Origin of the sequence: Cryobacterium algoricola (assembly GCF_004402485.1) — a bacterium.
Lineage (GTDB): Bacteria > Actinomycetota > Actinomycetes > Actinomycetales > Microbacteriaceae > Cryobacterium > Cryobacterium algoricola.
This window is the reverse complement of the sequence record NZ_SOFG01000004.1, coordinates 443,538-460,870: the sequence shown is the minus strand read 5'-3', so window position 1 is coordinate 460,870 and position 17,333 is coordinate 443,538. Positions and strand designations below refer to the sequence as shown.

Sequence of the window (17,333 nt, the reverse complement as noted above, 5' to 3'; positions counted from 1 at the left end):
GATGGGCCGTGCGCCGCGAGACGAGGTGCGCGCCGCGAGACGGAGCGCGCGCCGCGAGGTGGGCCGTGCGCCGCGAGACTCGGAACGGGCCGACGCTCCCGTGACGGGTGGGCGCTTAGAGCGCGGCTGCGGCGGCGCGCCCCGCGGTGCGCCCCGAGAAGAGGCATCCGCCGAGGAAGGTGCCTTCGAGAGCGCGGTAGCCGTGCATGCCGCCGCCGCCGAAGCCGCTCGCCTCGCCGGCCGCATAGAGCCCGGGAACGGGCGTGCCGTCCTGCCCGAGAGCGCGGGCGGAGAGGTCGGTCTCGATGCCGCCCAGGCTCTTCCGGGTCAGGATGTGCAGCTTGACCGCGATCAACGGGCCGGTGTGCGGGTCGAGGAGCCGGTGCGGGCTCGCCACCCGGATGAGACGGTCGCCCCGGTAGCGCCGGGCCTGGCGGATCGCCGTGATCTGGGCATCCTTGGTGAAGGCATTGTCGAGCTCGCGGTCGCGGGCGCGGATCTCGCGCTCGACCTGGGCGAGGTCCAACGGAGCATCGGGGGAGAGCCGACGCATGCCCGCGAGCAGGTCGGGCAGGGTGTCGGCGACGACGAAGTCTGCACCGTGCTTCTTGAATGCCTCGACCGGGCCGGGGGCTCCCTTCGTGACCCGTTTGGCGAGGAGGGCCAGGTTCTTGCCGGTCAGGTCGGGGTTCTGCTCGGAGCCGGAGAGCGCGAACTCCTTCTCGATGATCTTCTGGGTGAGCACGAACCAGCTGTGTTCGTAGCCGGTCCGCAGGATGTACTCGAGCGAACCCAGGGTGTCGAAGCCGGGGAACAGCGGCGCCGGCAGCCGGGTCCCGGTCGCATCGAGCCAGAGCGAGGACGGACCGGGCAGGATCCGGATGCCGTGCGCCGCCCAGACCGGGTCCCAGTTCCCGACGCCCTCCGGGTAGTGCCACATCCGGTCCCCGTTGATCAGCCGGGCCCCGGCCTGTTCGCTGATGCCGAGCATCCGCCCGTCGACGTGCGCGGGCACGCCGGACAGCAGTTCCCGGGGTGCGGTGCCGAGCCGGGCCGGCCACTGCGCGCGGACGTGCGCGGGATTGCCGCCGATGCCGCCGCTCGTCACGATGACGGCGGATGCCCGCAGCTCGAAGTCCCCGACGACCTCTCGGGAGCTGGGTGCGCCCCGGGGCGCGTCGCTCGGGGCGAGGATGCTGCCGCGCACGCCGACGACGACGCCGTCATGGGTGAGGAGCTCGTCGACCCTGCGGCGGTGCAGGGCCGTGACGAGCCCGGACCGCACGCCCTCCCGCACCCGCTCGATGAACGGTGCGAGAATCGCCGGGCCGGTGCCCCAGACGATGTGGAACCGGGGCACGGAATTGCCGGGACCGAGGGCCGTCGTGCCGCCGCGTTCGGCCCAGCCGACGACCGGGAAGAAGCGGATGCCGCGGGAGTGCAGCCAGGCGCGTTTCTCGCCTGCGGCGAAGTCCAGGTAGGCCTCCGCCCAGCGGCGCGGCCAGAGGTCTTCCTCACGGTCGAAGCCCGCGGTGCCGAACCAGTCCTGGCGGGCGAGGCTCGCGGAGTCGTGCACCCCGAGCCGGCGCTGCTCGGGCGAGTCGACGAGGAACAGGCCGCCGAACGACCACCAGGCCTGACCGCCGAGTGAGGCGGGCGGCTCCTGGTCGAGCAGGATGACGCGCTTACCCGCGGCAACGAGCTCCGCGGTTGCGACGAGTCCAGCGAGACCGGCCCCGACGACGATGACGTCGGCTTCGCTCGGATCGGTGCGAGGGGATGCCGCTCGGGGGCCGGTCGCGTGCGGGGGAACCGTGCTCATCGTGACTCCAGTGTCAGAAGGGCAGCGGGAGCCGAATGCGTTTCGGGGCCCGCGGGGCGTCGCCTGAGGCGAAGCTGGCTCCATGCTAGCCGGGCGGTTCCCCGGATTCGCGCCACCGGGTGAGCGCGTTTTTGCTGGTGAGGAGGATAGGCGTCTGCCGGGGGTCGAGTCCGGGTGGCGGGGTGAGCGAGTACTGGCCGGTGTCGTCTCGGGTGATGCGCCAGTGTTCGTTGTGGAGTCTGAGGTGGTCGGCCCGGCAGAGCAGGATGCCGTCGTCGAGGTTGGTTTCGCCGGTGTCGTCTTTCCAGTGCTCGATGTGGTGGGTTTCGGTCCAGGATGGTGGTCGGTCGCAGCCGGGCCACATGCAGCCGCCGTCGCGGATGGCGAGGGCGGTGCGTTGGGCGGGGCTGAAGGTGCGTTGCTCGCGGCCGAGGTCGAGGCCGCTGCCCTGATCGTCGAAGGTGACGTCGAGGAGTCCGGTGTCGCAGAGGTTGCGTTCGAGGGTTTCGGTGGAGACGGTGACCGCGGTTCCCTCGATCACGCCCGGCTGGAGCGCGGGTGCCTCGGTCCCGGGGATCGGCCTGGCATCGGCCACGGGTTCGTCCGCGGTTGGAGTCGGGTCGCCAGGGTCCGTTCTATCCTCTGCGGTGCCGGTAGACGCCGTCCCGATGTGAGTGGTCCCGGTCGGTGCGGTGTTTATGGGTGCGGCCCCGGTGGGAGTGTTTTCGGTGGGTGCGGTATTCGAGGGTGCGGTCCCCGTGGGCGCGGTCCCGATGTGAGTGGTTCCGGACTGTGAGGCGCCGGTGGGTGCGGTCCCGGTCGATACCGTCCCGGTCGGTGCGTTGCCGCTGGGGGTGGTGTTCCGGGGGCGGATGGTGACCATGCGCACGGCGGGGCTGCGGCCGCCGGCGATGCGTTTCGGGTCGGCTTTGACGCCGAGTTTGGTCAGGGCGACGAATGCGTCCGCGGTGAGCTGCTCGGTCGTGCGCGGGTCGTCTTGCACGCGCTTGGCCCACGCCGCCTGTTCCTTGTCCACGAACCTGACCCCGCCGCGGCGGGGGCTGGTGATGGCGTCGTAGGTCTGCATCAGGTATTCGCCATCTTCCGGTGCGAACAGGCCGACCATGCGCACCTGCCCGGTGTGGAGGCGGTAGAACCGCAGGGACCGGTCGTCGTAGGCGGCTTTCTCGCGGGCGGCGATGCCGGCCTCGTCGAGTACGTCCCGAACCCGGCGGGCCCGTTTGAACAGTTGGTCGGCGTTCAGGGTTCGTACGTCGGTGAGGAGCCTGGCGAGGGCGGAGGTGAGTTTCTCGGGGGTGATCGCTTTGTCCAGGTCGCCCAGACCCTTGCGGAGCGCATCGGCTTTCTCCACGCTGAGCCAGCCCTCACCGAGGGCCCGGCCGATCGGGGCGTGCCAGGGCGGCACCGCGGCCGAAGAAATCGGCGGTTGCACCGGCGGCAGGTCTGGAGTAGCACCGTCGAGCGGCGGAGTCTCGTCGAGCAGCTTCTGGGCCTCGGCGGCTTCCCGGGCGGCCTTCTCGGCGGCGTCAGTCTCCGCCACCAGCCGACCCACTCCGAGGAGCTTGACTGCGTCGCCCTTGCTCGACCCCGAGATCGACTGCAGCAGGTCCTCCGCGGACCGGAAGCCCTTCCGGGCCGCGAGGCCCTTCCCACCGAGCTCAGGACGTGACCGCCGGGCGAGGGTCGCCGCCATCCACGCGGCACACGTCTCCAGCGCCCGCCGGGAATCTGCGATCAACGCTTGCCCGGCGAGCACCTGCTCGTCGTTGAGCGCGTCGTAGTCGGCCGATGACCTGCCCAAGGCCGCGACAGCATCCGGCACCAGCACAGGGGTGGACGCACGGAGAGACGCACCGCCGTGCGGCTGATCGGGTGAAGCAGGCGACTCGGGGAGGTTGCTCATGCCCCCACGTTACGACCGACCACTGACATGCTCTGAGCATGCCTCAGGTCTGTGGAAACTCCACCTGATCAGGTATCTGTTGAGGAGAAGCCCGACGCAGCGTGCGCCACAACGACCCCGGTCGCCCACCCACCCGTCTCGATGAGCGGGGGCTAACTCGGGGAGAACGGGCGGATGCGCGCGAACAACCCTGAGATTCCGCGCCGCTGGGAATCGCCGCGCACACATTTCCTGAGTTGGCCACCCCGCGTACGAGACCGACGCCGGAGCCGGCTTGGTGCCACGGTGCGGCTGTGGGTTACTCAGGAGAAGCGGCTGACGCGCGCAGCCTTGCCGGGAGATCCCGGCCGCCGGAGACGGCTGGACTCAGATTTCCTGCATTGACCACCTGGAGGGTCCCGAATTCAGGAGAATGACCCTTGCGCCGACCCAGTGCCCGCAGATTTCCGGGATGCCGTCGGCGAAAACGGGCTCAACTCCTGAATTCGGAACACCGCCGCCCGTGGAGACCAAGGTGGCTGGTGCTGGTGCTGGTGCTGGTGCTGGTGCTGGGGCCGGTGCCGGGGCCGGGCGGGGGTGTGGTCAGTCGTCGAAGGTGTTCAGCATGGCATGCGCCGCACGCTCGAGGTAGTCCCAGAGCACTGTGCGCTGCAGCTCGGGCAACTCTGCGGAGTCGACCGCGGCACGCATGTGCAGCAGCCAGCGATCGCGGGCGTCCGGGTTGACCTTGAACGGCTGGTGCCGCTGGCGCAGCCGCGGGTGCCCGCGCTGTTCGCTGTAGGTGCCGGGGCCGCCCCAGTACTGCTCGAGGAACCCGGTGAGGCGCGCGGCCGCCGGGCCGAGGTCCTCTTCCGGGTACATCGGCTTCAGTACCGGGTCGCCGGCGACTCCCCGGTAGAACTCGGTGACGAGCTTTTCGAAGAACGGGCGCCCGCCGACCTGCTCGTAGAACGAGGCCCCGATCGCGGCGCCGTTCTCGCCGTTGCGCAGCAGCACCCTGGCGGGCAGTGCGGGGTCGACCGGGGTCGGGGCGGGGGCGGATGCCGGTGGCTGGGCAGGGTCAGTCATCATGGGATCCCTCGGGGCTCGGGGCGGTTTCGGGAGTCGGCGGGCTCGGGTGAGCGGCATCCGGCGTCGGGGCATTCGGGGCTGGCGGAGTAGTTGGAACTGCGTTGGTCGGAGCCTTTGGGGTGCGAGGAGCTCGGGCCGTGGGCGCGCGCGGCGCCGGGGTCTGCTGGGTCGCGCCGGGAGCGGCGTCCTCGACCGGGACCTCGTGCTGAACAGCGGACTTGGCCTTGCGGGGCCCGCGCGGGGTCCGGGCCTTCTTGAGCGGAACGGCGTCGATGTGCGGCAGCGGATCGGGCTCCGCGGCTGCGGCGACAGCGGCGATGTCGACGGGGTGCGTGGGCGGCGTCGCATCCGAGCCGTCGTCCGAACCGGTCATCACGACGCTGTTGAGCGGCGTGAGCGAGACCCCGAGGCTGTCGAGCGCGAGCTTGAGGTGCAGGCGGAGGTCACGGGCGAAGTCCCACTTCGCCGATACGCGCACCTTGACGGCGAGCCGGGTGACGAGCGCCTCGGCGGAGATCGACTCGAGACCCCAGATCTCGGGCTTCTCGAGGATGATCGAGCGCCACTTGCGACTCGAAGCGAGCGCCGTCGCGACCCGGAGCATTTCCGACTGAACGGCTTCGACATCCGAGCTGTACGGGATGGGCAGGTCGATGATGACGCGGGCCCAGCCCTGCGACATGTTGCCGACCCGGAGGATCTCGCCGTTACGCACGAACCAGAGCGTGCCGTTCACGTCGCGGATCTGCGTGATGCGGATGCCGACCGTCTCCACGACGCCGGACGCGAACCCGGTGTCGACGATGTCGCCGACGCCGAGCTGGTCCTCCATAACCATGAACAGGCCGTTCAGGATGTCCTTGACGATGTTCTGCGCGCCGAAGCCGAGGCCGGCGCCGATCGCGGCCGTGAGCAGCGCGAACGAGCCGAGGATGTTCGGCGCCAGCACCTGCAGAATCATCAAGCCCGCAATGATCACGACGAGGACGTTGACGATGTTGGTCAGCACCGAGCCGAGTGTGCGGGTGCGCTGCACGACGCGCACGGCGGCGACCGGGGACACGTTGAGTGCCCGGGTGTCGTCGACCTTCTGCGTGCGCTTGACGCCCGTGACGATCTGGATCACCACGCGACGGATCACGAACTGCAGGATCCAGTGCGCCGCGTAGGCGACGACGAGGATTCCCAGTACTCCCAAGAGCTGCGGGGGGAGTGTTATCGAGAAGTATTTTACGATTTCAGTCCAGAGGTTTTCCCAGTTCATAGCGCTCCGAGTCTACCGAGAGCCGCCCGGGCGAACCCTGAGCGCCCCGCCACAACACAACGGCCCCGCCCCGGTGAGGGGCGGGGCCGTCCGGCGTGCGGATGTTGCCCGTGGCTACTCGGCGTCGCGCGCCTGGGCCGCGAGGGAGCGTTCCACTCCCGCGAGGTTCTCGATCACGAGGCGACGCAGCGCGACGGGCTCGGGGTTCGCATCGAGCCAGGCCCTGGTCGCCTCGACGAGCGCCTGGTTGGCGAGCGGGGACGGGTAGAGGCCGATGATGAGCTTCTCCGCGATCGAGAAGCTGCGGGCGACCCAGATCGGCTGCAGCATCGCGAAATACTTGTCGACGAACGGCTCGAGCAGGGTCGTGTCGTTGGCGCGCAGGAACCCGGCCGCGGTGACGCGCACGATCGTGTTCGGGGCGGTGTCGGTCTCGATCAGGGAATCCCAGGCGGCCTGCTTGGCCTCCGCGGTCGGGAGTGCGGCGCGGGCCTGGGCGGCCGACTGAGCGCCGGTCGCGGTGTTGTCCGCGGCGTGGGCCGCGTCGATCTCCGCGAGACCGGCCTTGCCGCCGGCGGCGAGGGCGATGAGCAGTTCCCAGGCGAGGTCGGTGTCGATCTCGAGGCCCTCGAGCGGGACGCTGCCGTCCCGGAGCGCCTGGACGTTCGCGAGCTGGCTGTCGGTCTCTGCGACGGATGCGAAGAACTTCACGAACTGGAACTGCGCGTCGCTGCCGGGTTCGGCGTGCTGGGCGAGGGACCAGAGCGCGTCGCCGACCTCGGTGAGGATCGAGGCCTGGAACGCGGGAGCGACGTAGTAGTTCGCGGCGAGCACGAGCTGGCCGAGCACGGTGCGCAGGGTGGTCGACTCGGTCTCGCTCGCGATGTTGCCGAGCACGAGGCTCACGAAGTCGCGGGCACCGGTCTCGGCGTCGCGGGTCGCGTCCCAGATGGCGCCCCAGACGATGGCGCGGGCGAGCGGGCTCTCGATCGCGGCGAGGTTCTCGAGGGCGACCTCCTGCGAGGCCGGGTCGAGCCGGATCTTCGCGTACGCGAGGTCATCGTCGTTGAGGAGCACGAGGGCCGGGCGGGCGCGGCCGACGAGCTCGGCGACATCCGTCGTCTCGCCGTCGACATCGATCTCGACCCGGTGGGTGCGCACGAGCTGGCCGTTGACGAGGTCGTAGAACCCGATCGCGAGGCGGTGCGGGCGGATCGTCGGGTACTCGGCGGTCGCGCTCTGCAGCACGGCGAAGCCCGTGATGACCCCGGCGGCGTCCACGGTGATCTCCGGGCGGAGGGTGTTGACGCCCGCGGTCTCGAGCCACTTGGCCGCCCAGCCGGACAGGTCGCGGCCGCTGGAGGCCTCGAGCTCGACGAGGAGGTCGTTCAGCTCGGTGTTGCCCCACTGGTGCTTGGCGAAGTAGGAGGCGACGCCGGCGAAGAACTCGTCGCGGCCGACCCAGGCGACGAGCTGCTTGAGAACGGATCCGCCCTTGGCGTACGTGATACCGTCGAAGTTGACGAGCACGTCATCGAAGTCGGTGATGGTCGCGACGACGGGGTGCGTCGACGGCAGCTGGTCCTGCTTGTACGCCCAGCTCTTCTCCATCACGGCGAAGGTGGTCCAGGCCTCTGTCCACTCGGTCGCTTCGGCGGTGGCGATGGTCGAGGCCCACTCGGCGAAGGACTCGTTGAGCCACAGGTCGTTCCACCACTTCATCGTGACGAGGTCGCCGAACCACATGTGCGCGAGTTCGTGCAGCACCGTGACGACGCGGCGTTCCTTGATGGCGTCGGTGACCTTGGAGCGGAAGACATACGTCTCGGTGAACGTGACGGCTCCGGCGTTCTCCATCGCGCCCGCGTTGAACTCCGGCACGAAGAGCTGGTCGTACTTGTTGAAGGGGTACGGGTAGTTGAACTTCTCCTCGAAGTAGGCGAAGCCCTGGCGGGTCTTCTCGAAGAGGTAGTCGGCGTCGAGGAACTGGGAGAGGCTCTTGCGGCTGAACAGGCCGAGGGGGATGATCCGGCCGTCGCTCGAGGTGAGCTCGCTGCGGATGACCGCGTACGGTCCGGCGATGAGCGCCGTGATGTAGCTCGAGATCGTGTGCGTGGGCTCGAAGGCCCAGGTCTTCGCGCCGTTGCCGGCGTCGGTGGGCTCTGGCGTCGCCGAGTTGGAGACGACCTCCCACGCGCCGGGCGCCGTCACGGTGAACTGGAACGTGGCCTTGAGGTCGGGCTGCTCGAAGACCGCGAAGACACGGCGCGAGTCGGGCACCTCGAACTGGCTGTAGAGGTAGACCTCGTTGTCGACCGGGTCGACGAAACGGTGCAGGCCCTCACCGGTGTTGGTGTACTCGGCATCGGCGACGACGGTGAGGGTGTTCGAGGCCTCGAGACCGTCGAGCTGAATGCGGATGCCGTCACTGACGGTTGCCGGGTCGAGGTCGACTCCGTTGAGGGTCACCGCGTGCACCGTGCGCGTGATCGCGTCGATGAACGTCGAGGCACCGGGGGTCGCGGTGAAGGCGACCGTCGTGGTGCTCGCGAAGGTCTCGGGACCCGTCGTGAGGTCAAGGCTGATCGCGTACGTCTGCACAGTGACGAGCGCTGCGCGCTCCTGGGCTTCGATCCGGGTGAGGTTCTCTCCTGGCAACGTTTTCTCCATCTCAGTTTCGACCGGCGCTTCTGGCGCCGGTCGCACGTCTCTTAAGCCTACCGATCCCTGGCGGCACCGTCGGTGCCTGCCTGGTAGCCGTCGACCGTTAGAGTGGCTGGCGTGAACCGGACCGACCGTCTCTACGCGATCGTGGAAGAACTCCGAGCGGTCGCACCACGGCCACGCAGTGCGGGGTGGCTGGCCGGGCGCTTCGAGATCAGCTCGCGCACGATCGAGCGCGACATCAGTGCACTTCAGCAGTCCGGGGTGCCGATCTGGGCCGAGCCCGGCCGGACCGGCGGCTATTGCCTGGACGGACGGCGGACACTCCCGCCGGTCAACCTCACTCCGGACGAAGCCGTCGCCCTGTCCGTCGGTCTCCGGCTGCTCGAGGACACGCCGTTCCGGGCCGCCGCACGCTCCGCCCTGCCCAAACTGCTCGCCGCGATGCAGGGGGACGACGCGCGCGCCGCACGGGAGCTGGCCGGGCGCATCCACCTGCTCGGCGACGGGCATCCGCTCCCGGCGGTTCCGCACAGCGTGGCGAGTGCCCTGTCGACCGGCCGGGTGCTGCGACTCGGCTACCGGGACACGGAAGGCGTCCTGACCAGGCGTGACGTCGAACCGCTCGGCTACGTCGGGTCTCCGACGCACTGGTACCTGCTGGGGTGGTGCCGGCTGCGCGACGGCGTGCGCGCCTTCCGCGTCGACCGGATCGTGTCCGTGTCGGTGACCGCCGAGACGCCCGATCCCCGCCCGTTGGCCAGGGACGACCTGGATATCCCGTACGGCGTCGTCACACGGCTCGACCTGGGGTAGGCGACTAGCGCACGGGATGTCGCCGGTGTGCCCGGCCCGCGCCCTGCTGGTCGTGGCCGGCGAACCTGGCGACGGCATCCGCTGTCACGGGTGTGAAGAAGTTGAGCAGGGTGCCGTCGGGGTCGCGCACCCGCAGGGAACGATTGCCCCAGGGCATGGTCGTGGGCACGGTGACGACATCGGTGAGCCAGGGGGAGAGCCGGGCGTACTCGGCGTCGACGTCTGCGACGAGGAACTCGATGATCGCGGTGTGGTTGTCGGCCGGGTGCGCGGCACCGGGCCCGAAGAGGCCGACGGTCCGCGTGCTGCCGATCGCCAGAGTGCCCGTCGGGGTGCGCACCTCGGCGAAGTCATCGGTCGACCAGGTGGCCGGCGTGTGGAGTGCGCGTTCGTAGAAGGCGACCAGGCGCTTCACGTCGTCGGTGATCAATCGAACGGATACGAGGTTCATCGGTACGGTCCTTGTCTGGCCGGGAGCATCCCGGTGGAGCCAGTCTCGAGCCCGCTTGCGACAACCCCCTGTCGGTGTTTAGCGGCAGAACACGATCCAATAGGGTCGAGGCATGGAATTCGCCGCAGCGCCCCGACTCGTCGGAACCCGCGTCACCCTCGAACCACTCGCCGCTGAGCACGCGGCCGAACTCGCCGTCGCCGTGGCGGAGGGCGAGCTGTGGCGCGCCTGGTACACGGCCGTCCCCCGACCGGAGTCCATGTCCGCCGAGATCGACCGGCGACTCGCGCTCGCCGCGTCCGGGCAGATGATGCCGTGGGGCATCCGTCTGGCCGCGACCGGGGCGATGGTCGGCATGACGACGTTCATGCACCCGAGCCCCGACCAGCAGCGGCTCGAGATCGGTTCGACATGGCTCGGCACGAGCGCGCAGGGCACCGGCGCCAACCGGGAGGCGAAACTGTTGCTGCTCGGCTACGCCTTCGACGAACTCGACTGCATCGCGGTCGAATTCCGTACGCACTGGCACAACCGGCAATCCCGCGCCGCGATCGCCGCCCTCGGCGCGAAACAGGACGGCGTGCTCCGCAGCCACTCCGTCGGGCCGGAGGGCGCCCTGCGCGATACCGTGGTGTTCTCGATCATCGCGAGCGAGTGGCCGGCCGTGCGCCTCGGCCTCCGTGAGGGTCTTGCCCGGCATGCCGCGCCCGTCGAAAGCCCCGGTGCCTGAGCGCCGAGCCGAAGCGACCGGCGCAGCGGATGCCGTCGGTCCCGCCGCGCCGTAGGCTGACGGCAATGACATCCCCCGCCGCCTCTGCCGCAGCCCTCCTCTCCGCCTATGACGCCCAGCTCCGCCTCTGGGCGCCCGCGGTGCCGCCCGCTTTCCCCGTCTACGAGCTCGAGGGTCCCGTGTTGCGGATCGTCGGCCGCACCCGCGGCTTCGTCGAGACGGCGCGGGACGTGGGCGTGCGCGGCGCGGACCTCGACGCGCTGATCCGCCGGCAACGTGACGTCTTCGCGGCCCGTGGCGAGGCCGTCGAATGGAAGACCCGCGGCCACGACCTTCCCGCCGACCTGCCGGAGCGGCTCGAAGCGGCGGGTTTTGCGGCCGAGGACCGCGAGACGGTCGTGATCGGGCTGACCGCGCCGCTCGCATCCGCCCCGACCGTGCCGGATGGGATCACCCTGCGCCGGGTCACCGCGCGAGGGGACTTCGAGCGGATCGCCGCACTGCAAACCGAGGTCTGGGGCGAAGACCACGCCTGGCTCGCCGACGACCTCGAGTCGAGCGTCGGGGAAGCCGGCGACGACGTCGTGATCATCGTTGCCGAGGCGGGGGACCGGCTGGTCTCCTCCGCCCGCCTGGAATTCCAGCCCGGCACCGACTTCGCCGGGCTCTGGGGCGGGTCGACCCTCGCAGAGTGGCGGGGCAGGGGCATCTACCGCGCCCTCGTGGCCGAGCGGGCCCGGCTCGCCGCCGAACGCGGCGTGCGGTACCTGCAGGTCGACGCCTCGGACGACAGCCTGCCGATCCTGCTTCGCCTCGGCTTCGAAGCCGTCACGACGACGACGCCATACGTCTGGACCCCGGCGAACCTCTGACCGGGAGCGCGGCGGGCTACCAGGCGGCGGGCTTGTAGTCCTTGAGGAAGACGCCGTAGAGGTCCTCGCCGGCTTCGCCGCGCACGATCGGGTCGTAGACGCGCGCCGCGCCGTCGACGAGGTCGAGCGGGGCATGGAACCCTTCCTCGGCGAGGCGCAGCTTGGTCGGGTGCGGCCGTTCGTCGGTGATCCAGCCGGTGTCGACGCTCGTCATCAGGATTCCGTCGTCGAGCATCTCCTTCGCGCTCGTGCGGGTGAGCATGTTGAGCGCGGCCTTGGCCATGTTCGTGTGCGGGTGGCCCGGCCCCTTGTAGCCACGGCCGAAGACGCCCTCCATCGCCGACACGTTGACGATGTAGGTGCGCCGGGCAGCGGATGCCGCGAGCGAGGCCCGCAGACGGCTCACGAGCAGGAAGGGTGCCGTCGTGTTGCAGAGCTGCACCTCGAGCATCTCGAGAGGGTCGACGTCTTCGACGTTGGCGGTCCAGCTGTTCACGGCGTGCAGGTCGGGCACGAGCCCGCCCGCGTCGATCGCGGTACCCGCGGCGTGCCGGGCGAGGGAGGACGACCCGGGAGCGAGCGCGAGCGCGGTGAGGTCGTCCGCGGTGAGGGCCTCGGTCGCAGAGACGGTCGCCGCGGCGAGGATCGGGTGGCTCGTGACCGACGCCGCGAGGGCGCTCGGGTGAGCGTCGTTGGTGTGGCCGAACGTGACGATCTCCGGCACGGAATCCGCGGGCAGCGGGGAGGACTCGGCCTCGACGAGCATCGAGTACGAACCGGGGGAGCGGCGCACGGTCTGCGCCGCGTTGTTGATCAGGATGTCGAGGGGCCCTGCTGCCGCGACGGAGTCGGCGAGGCCGATCACCTGGGCGGGGTCGCGCAGGTCGATGCCGACGATCCGCAGCCGGTGCAGCCAGTCGGCCGAGTCGGGCATCGCGGTGAAGCGGCGCACGGCGTCGCGGGGGAACCGGGTCGTGATGGTGGTGTGGGCGCCGTCGCGCAAGAGGCGGAGGGCGATGTACATGCCGATCTTGGCGCGGCCGCCGGTCAGGAGCGCGCGCTTGCCGGTCAGGTCGGTGCGGGCGTCGCGCTTCCCATGGCTCGTCGCCGCGCAGGCCGGGCAGAGCTGGTGGTAGAACGCGTCGACGAGGGTGTACTTCTGCTTGCAGATGTAGCAGGCCCGCGGCACGAGCAGCTCGCCGGCCGAGGCCCGGTCGGTGCCGAGGCGCAGCTGGGCGCCGATCGTCTCGTCGTCGATCCGGGTCGGGGCTCCGGTCGCGGTCGCCGCGATGACCTCGCGGTCGGCCTCCGCGATCAGGGCCCGCTTCTCGCCCCGGCGCACCTGCTTGACCGACTTGAACATCTTGGCGGTCGCCTGGCGCACGGTGACGAAGTCCGGGTCCTCCTGGTCGAGCGCGGCGAGGGAGGCGAGGACCCGGAGGGCGGTCTCGAGGTCGCCGGGGTCGATGCTCGGAACGGGCACGGACTCTGCGGAAGGCTCGATGGTCATCCGTCAATAGTACGGGCAGCACCCGGACGCCCGCCGGGCCGCCCGGGGAACGACGAAGCGGCATCCGCCCCGCAGGGCAGACGCCGCTCGATTATGCCGACCCGTCGAAGTGGTCGGGCCGGATGCCGGTGGTGCTAGACGCCGACCGGGTGGCGCTCGGGCTCGGGCTCGGTTTCCGCGTCGGGGAGGATGATGGCCTCGATGGAACTCGTCGGCGGCTCGTAGGTGTCGTCGAACGGCATCTCGTCGGTGTCGAGGTTCGGGTTCTCGTCCTGGGTGGCGACGAGCTCACGGGCCTCGAAGACGGAATCGACGCTCGGCATCGAACCCGGGAGGGGCCGCCGGGCGCTCTCCTTGAGGAAGAAGATGCTCACCGCACCGATAAACGAGGTGGCCATCAGGTAGTAGGCGGGCATCATGTCGTCGCCGGTGGCCTGGATCAGGGCCGCGATGATGAACGGCGTGGTTCCACCGAAGATGGCGACCGCGAAGTTGTACGCGATACCCATCGCGCCGTAGCGGCTCTCGGTCGGGAACAGTGCCGGCAGGGCGGAAGCGAGGTTCGACACGTAGAACGTCACGGGCATCGCGATCAGGGAGAGTCCGACCAGGGTCGACCAGATCTCGCCGACGCCGATCAGCATGAACGCCGGGATCGAGAACACGACCGTGCTGATCGCGCCGACCCAGAGCACCGGGCGGCGGCCGATCTTGTCGGAGAGACGCCCGGTGAGCGGGATGCAGAGCGCCATGACCACGAGCACCGGGATGGTGAGTAGGGTGCCGTGCAGTTCGTCGTACCCGAGCGAGCTCGTCAAGTAGGTCGGCATGTACGAGGTGAGCGCGTAGCCGACGGTGTTCGCCGCTGCGACGAGGATCATGGCGAGCAGGATGCCCCGCCAGTGCGCCTTGAAGATGGTCAGCGGGCCGTTCGGGACCGCGTCGGCACCGTTCGGATCCAGTGCCGCGGCTTCCTTCGCGTCCAGGGTGGCCTGGAAGGCGGGGGATTCCTCGATCTTCATCCGGAAGTAGATGGCGATGAGGCCGAGCGGTCCGGCGAGCAGGAACGGCAGGCGCCAGCCCCAGTCCTCCATGGCCGGCTGGCCGAGGGTGACCTGCAGGATCGACACGAGTGCGGCGCCGATCGCGAAGCCGAGGTAGCTGCCCATATCCAGGAAGCTCGCGAAGAACCCGCGGTGCTTGTCCGGGGCGTGCTCGCTGACGAAGGTGGTCGCACCGGCGTACTCTCCGCCGGTGGAGAAGCCCTGGACGAGCTTGGTCAGCACGAGGAGCGCGGCGGCCCAGCTGCCGATCATGGCGTAGTTCGGCAGGATTCCGACGACGAAGGTCGACGCGGCCATGATCATCAGCGTCATGGCGAGGACCTTCTGGCGGCCGATCTTGTCGCCGAGCCAGCCGAAGAAGACTCCGCCGATGGGGCGGGCGATGAAGGTGGCGGCGAAGGTGCCGAGGAGGAACAGGGTCTGGACCGACTTGTCGGCCTCGGGAAGGAACACCGGGCCCATCGTTGTAATGAGGTAGCCGAACACGCCGACGTCGTACCATTCCATGGTGTTTCCCACGATGGTTCCGCCGAGTGCTTTCTTGAGCATCGGCTGGTCGACGACGTTGACGTGGGACACCCTCAGGCGACGCTGCAGGAGGGGTTTCTTGGTCTTGATTTTGGTGCGCGTTGCACCGGGGATAGAGTCTGACGTACTACGGTCTCTGGGCACTTGAACTTCTCTCGTGGAGATCACTTGCTCGCGACGTGGAGCTGCCCCTTTTCGGGCATAACGAGTAATTTTAGCGTAAAAACGCCGTCAAGCCGAATTTTCTGGCGGGATACCGATGCTGGGCAGGGGTTTCTTCGCCTTCCGCGAATGGCCGAATGCGGGCATCCGTGCCTTTAGGCTGGTGCGATGACCGACACCGTGAAGTTCTGGTTCGACCCCTCCTGCCCCTGGGCCTGGATGACCTCCCGCTGGGTGGATGAGGTGGCCTCTCAGCGTGACCTCGACGTCACCTGGAACGTGATGAGCCTCGCGGTGCTCAACGAGGACAACGACGTGAGCGAAGAGTACGCCGCGTTCTTCCCCCGGGCACTCCGGTACACCCGCCTCGTGCAGGCTGCGCAGGAGCTGCACGGCCAGGCCACGGTGAAGGCCCTCTACGACGCGCTCGGCACCCGGATCCACCCCGGCGGCAACACGAACGCCGACGAGGTCATCCCGGCGGCGCTCGCCGAGGTCGGCCTCCCCGCCTCCTTCGCCGCCTGGGCGGACAGCGAGCACTACGACCCCGAGATGCGTGCAAGCCACTTCGACGGGATGCGCCGGGTCGGCCAGGACGTCGGCACCCCGGTCATCGCGGTGAACGACGTCGCCTTCTTCGGGCCGGTCCTCTCGCCGACTCCGCGGGGCGAGGCCGCCACGAAGCTGTGGGACGGCGTCGTCGCGGTGGCCGCATATCCCGGCTTCTTCGAGATGAAGCGCACGCGCACGGTCGGTCCGATCTTCGACTGAGCGGCTGCCGGCGGCGCTGGCACAGGACGGCGCTGGCACAGGACGGCGCGGGCACAGGACGGCGCGGGCACAGCACGGGAAATAGTATGGGGGCATGCGCATTCACCTCGCCACCGACCATGCCGGGCTCGATTTCAGCCGTTACCTCGTCGGTCACCTGACCAAGGCTGGCCACGAGGTCGTCGACCACGGACCCACGAGCTTCGACCCGCTCGACGACTACCCGTCCTTTTGCATCAACGCGGCCCAGGCGGTCGTCGACGACCAGGCCGCGGGGGTCGACGCGCTCGGTGTCGTCTTCGGCGGGTCGGGCAACGGTGAGCAGATTGCCGCGAACAAGGTCGTCGGCGCCCGTGCCGCGCTGGTCTGGAACCTCGACATCGCCGGGCTCGCACGCGAGCACAACAACGCGAACGTGATCTCGATCGGCGCCCGCCAACACACGATCGAGGAGGCGACTTCCTTCATCGACGCGTTCATCGCCGAACCGTTCACCGGAGAGGAACGTCACGCGCGGCGCATCCGCCAGCTCTTCGAATACGAGACCACCCGGTCCATCGCGGGGGCGAGCGTCGATCCGGCCGGCGTCGACCCGGCCCGCCTCGACCCCGCCCACAGCGCGCGCTGACGTGCCAGAGGGTCATTCCGTCCACAGGATCGCCCGGCAGTTCGCGCGTAACTTCGTGGGCCGCCGGGTGCAGCTGTCCTCGCCGCAGGGCCGCTTCGTCGAGGGTGCCGCCGTGCTCGACGGGCACGTGATGACCCAGGCGCGTGCCGTCGGCAAGCAGATGTTCCTCGAATTCGACAACGGGCTGTGGCTGCGGGTGCACCTCGGCATGTACGGCGCCTGGGATTTCGCCGGAGAGATCCTGATGGACCCCACGATCGCATCCGCAAACGGCCGGATGGGCCAGACCAACCAGCGCGGCACCGAGCTCGGGACCGGATCCGGAACCACCGAGAGCCAGGCGGCCGACGCCGTCCTCGACTCCGCGGGGGAGAACTCGCTGCGGAGCATCGGCGCTCCCCGGCGCACCCGGGTGCGGATGGCCGAGCAGGAGAAGGAGATCGATCGGCTCGAGACCTTCCCGCCCGAACCGGTCGGCCAGGTGCGCGTGCGCCTGCTCACCGACACGGTGTGCGCAGATCTGCGCGGGCCCACAGCCTGCCAGGTGCTCGACGCCGCAGAGGTGCAGGCCGTGATCGACAAGGCCGGCCCCGACCCGCTGCTCGATGACAGCGCCGCGGCGGAGGACCGCTTCACGGCCGTCGTGCGCCGCAAGCCGACCCCGATCGGGCTGCTCCTGATGGACCAGTCCGTGGTCAGCGGCATCGGCAACGTCTATCGCGCCGAACTGCTGTTCCGGGCCGGGGTCAATCCGCACGCGCCGGGCAAGAGCCTCGCCGAGGACACCGTGCGCGGACTCTGGCGGGACTGGGCGCACCTGTTGACGATCGGCGTCGAAACCGGCCAGATGATGACCATGGACGACCTCGCGAGGGCCGACTGGGTGCTCGCGATGAAGAACCGTGCCGACCGGCACTGGGTCTACAAACGCGAGGGCCTGCCCTGCCGGGTCTGCGGCACCCATATCCTGCTCGAGGAGATGGGCGCCCGCAAGCTCTACTGGTGCCCGACCTGCCAGGCCTGAAGACCCCCCTCCGCCCGCGAGACAGACAGGAC

14 protein-coding genes are annotated in these 17,333 nt (G+C 69.6%); 6 read left to right on the top strand and 8 right to left on the bottom strand.

The annotated features are described in order from the left end of the window. Positions 1 to 115: 115 nt before the first annotated feature. The 5 genes from E3O44_RS02600 to pepN all read right to left on the bottom strand — a co-directional run bounded on the left by E3O44_RS02600 (position 116) and on the right by pepN (position 8,739). Positions 116 to 1,822, bottom strand: coding sequence for an FAD-binding dehydrogenase (locus E3O44_RS02600; protein ID WP_134532206.1), 1,707 nt, complete (start codon positions 1,820 to 1,822; stop codon positions 116 to 118). An 85-nt stretch (positions 1,823 to 1,907) separates the two neighbouring features. After that, positions 1,908 to 3,746, bottom strand: a complete 1,839-nt coding sequence (locus E3O44_RS02595) for an HNH endonuclease signature motif containing protein (RefSeq protein WP_134532204.1) — start codon at positions 3,744 to 3,746, stop codon at positions 1,908 to 1,910. 582 nt (positions 3,747 to 4,328) lie between these two features. Then, positions 4,329 to 4,814, bottom strand: a complete 486-nt coding sequence (locus E3O44_RS02585; protein ID WP_420897910.1) for a globin — start codon at positions 4,812 to 4,814, stop codon at positions 4,329 to 4,331. Continuing rightward, positions 4,807 to 6,015, bottom strand: a complete 1,209-nt coding sequence (locus E3O44_RS02580) for a mechanosensitive ion channel family protein (RefSeq protein WP_241975971.1) — start codon at positions 6,013 to 6,015, stop codon at positions 4,807 to 4,809. Before E3O44_RS02580 ends, E3O44_RS02585 begins: the two co-directional genes overlap by 8 nt. 180 nt (positions 6,016 to 6,195) lie before the next feature. Next, entirely contained in the window at positions 6,196 to 8,739 is a 2,544-nt protein-coding gene (pepN, locus tag E3O44_RS02575; protein ID WP_134532199.1) for an aminopeptidase N, read from the bottom strand. A gap of 123 nt (positions 8,740 to 8,862) precedes the next feature. On the opposite strand from pepN, the gene E3O44_RS02570 reads away from it, so the two are divergent. Next, complete coding sequence (locus tag E3O44_RS02570; protein ID WP_174775018.1) at positions 8,863 to 9,561, top strand: helix-turn-helix transcriptional regulator; 699 nt, start codon at positions 8,863 to 8,865, stop codon at positions 9,559 to 9,561. A 4-nt stretch (positions 9,562 to 9,565) separates the two neighbouring features. Here E3O44_RS02570 and E3O44_RS02565 read toward each other — a convergent pair whose 3' ends face one another. Further along, positions 9,566 to 10,012, bottom strand: coding sequence for a VOC family protein (locus E3O44_RS02565; protein ID WP_134532195.1), 447 nt, complete (start codon positions 10,010 to 10,012; stop codon positions 9,566 to 9,568). Between the two features lie 112 nt (positions 10,013 to 10,124). Between E3O44_RS02565 and E3O44_RS02560 the strand changes: the two genes are divergently transcribed. Both E3O44_RS02560 and E3O44_RS02555 read left to right on the top strand, forming a co-directional pair. Continuing rightward, positions 10,125 to 10,742, top strand: coding sequence for a GNAT family N-acetyltransferase (locus E3O44_RS02560; RefSeq protein ID WP_134532193.1), 618 nt, complete (start codon positions 10,125 to 10,127; stop codon positions 10,740 to 10,742). Positions 10,743 to 10,807: 65 nt separating this feature from the next. Further along, positions 10,808 to 11,614: a GNAT family N-acetyltransferase gene (locus E3O44_RS02555; protein ID WP_134532191.1), complete on the top strand. Its 807-nt coding sequence runs from the start codon at positions 10,808 to 10,810 to the stop codon at positions 11,612 to 11,614. Between the two features lie 16 nt (positions 11,615 to 11,630). On the opposite strand, the gene E3O44_RS02550 is transcribed toward E3O44_RS02555, so the two are convergent. Continuing rightward, complete coding sequence (locus tag E3O44_RS02550; RefSeq protein ID WP_134532189.1) at positions 11,631 to 13,124, bottom strand: SDR family NAD(P)-dependent oxidoreductase; 1,494 nt, start codon at positions 13,122 to 13,124, stop codon at positions 11,631 to 11,633. A 134-nt stretch (positions 13,125 to 13,258) separates the two neighbouring features. After that, entirely contained in the window at positions 13,259 to 14,860 is a 1,602-nt protein-coding gene (locus E3O44_RS02545) for an MFS transporter (protein WP_134532187.1), read from the bottom strand. Between the two features lie 186 nt (positions 14,861 to 15,046). On the opposite strand from E3O44_RS02545, the gene E3O44_RS02540 reads away from it, so the two are divergent. The 3 genes from E3O44_RS02540 to E3O44_RS02530 all read left to right on the top strand — a co-directional run bounded on the left by E3O44_RS02540 (position 15,047) and on the right by E3O44_RS02530 (position 17,301). Continuing rightward, a complete protein-coding gene (locus E3O44_RS02540; protein WP_134532185.1) occupies positions 15,047 to 15,649 on the top strand; it encodes a mycothiol-dependent nitroreductase Rv2466c family protein in 603 nt (200 codons plus the stop codon). Positions 15,650 to 15,743: 94 nt separating this feature from the next. Further along, positions 15,744 to 16,277 (top strand): ribose-5-phosphate isomerase, encoded by a 534-nt coding sequence (locus E3O44_RS02535; protein ID WP_134532183.1) that lies wholly within the window; start codon positions 15,744 to 15,746, stop codon positions 16,275 to 16,277. A 1-nt stretch (position 16,278) separates the two neighbouring features. Then, a complete protein-coding gene (locus tag E3O44_RS02530) occupies positions 16,279 to 17,301 on the top strand; it encodes an Fpg/Nei family DNA glycosylase (RefSeq protein ID WP_134532181.1) in 1,023 nt (340 codons plus the stop codon). Positions 17,302 to 17,333 lie beyond the last annotated feature (32 nt).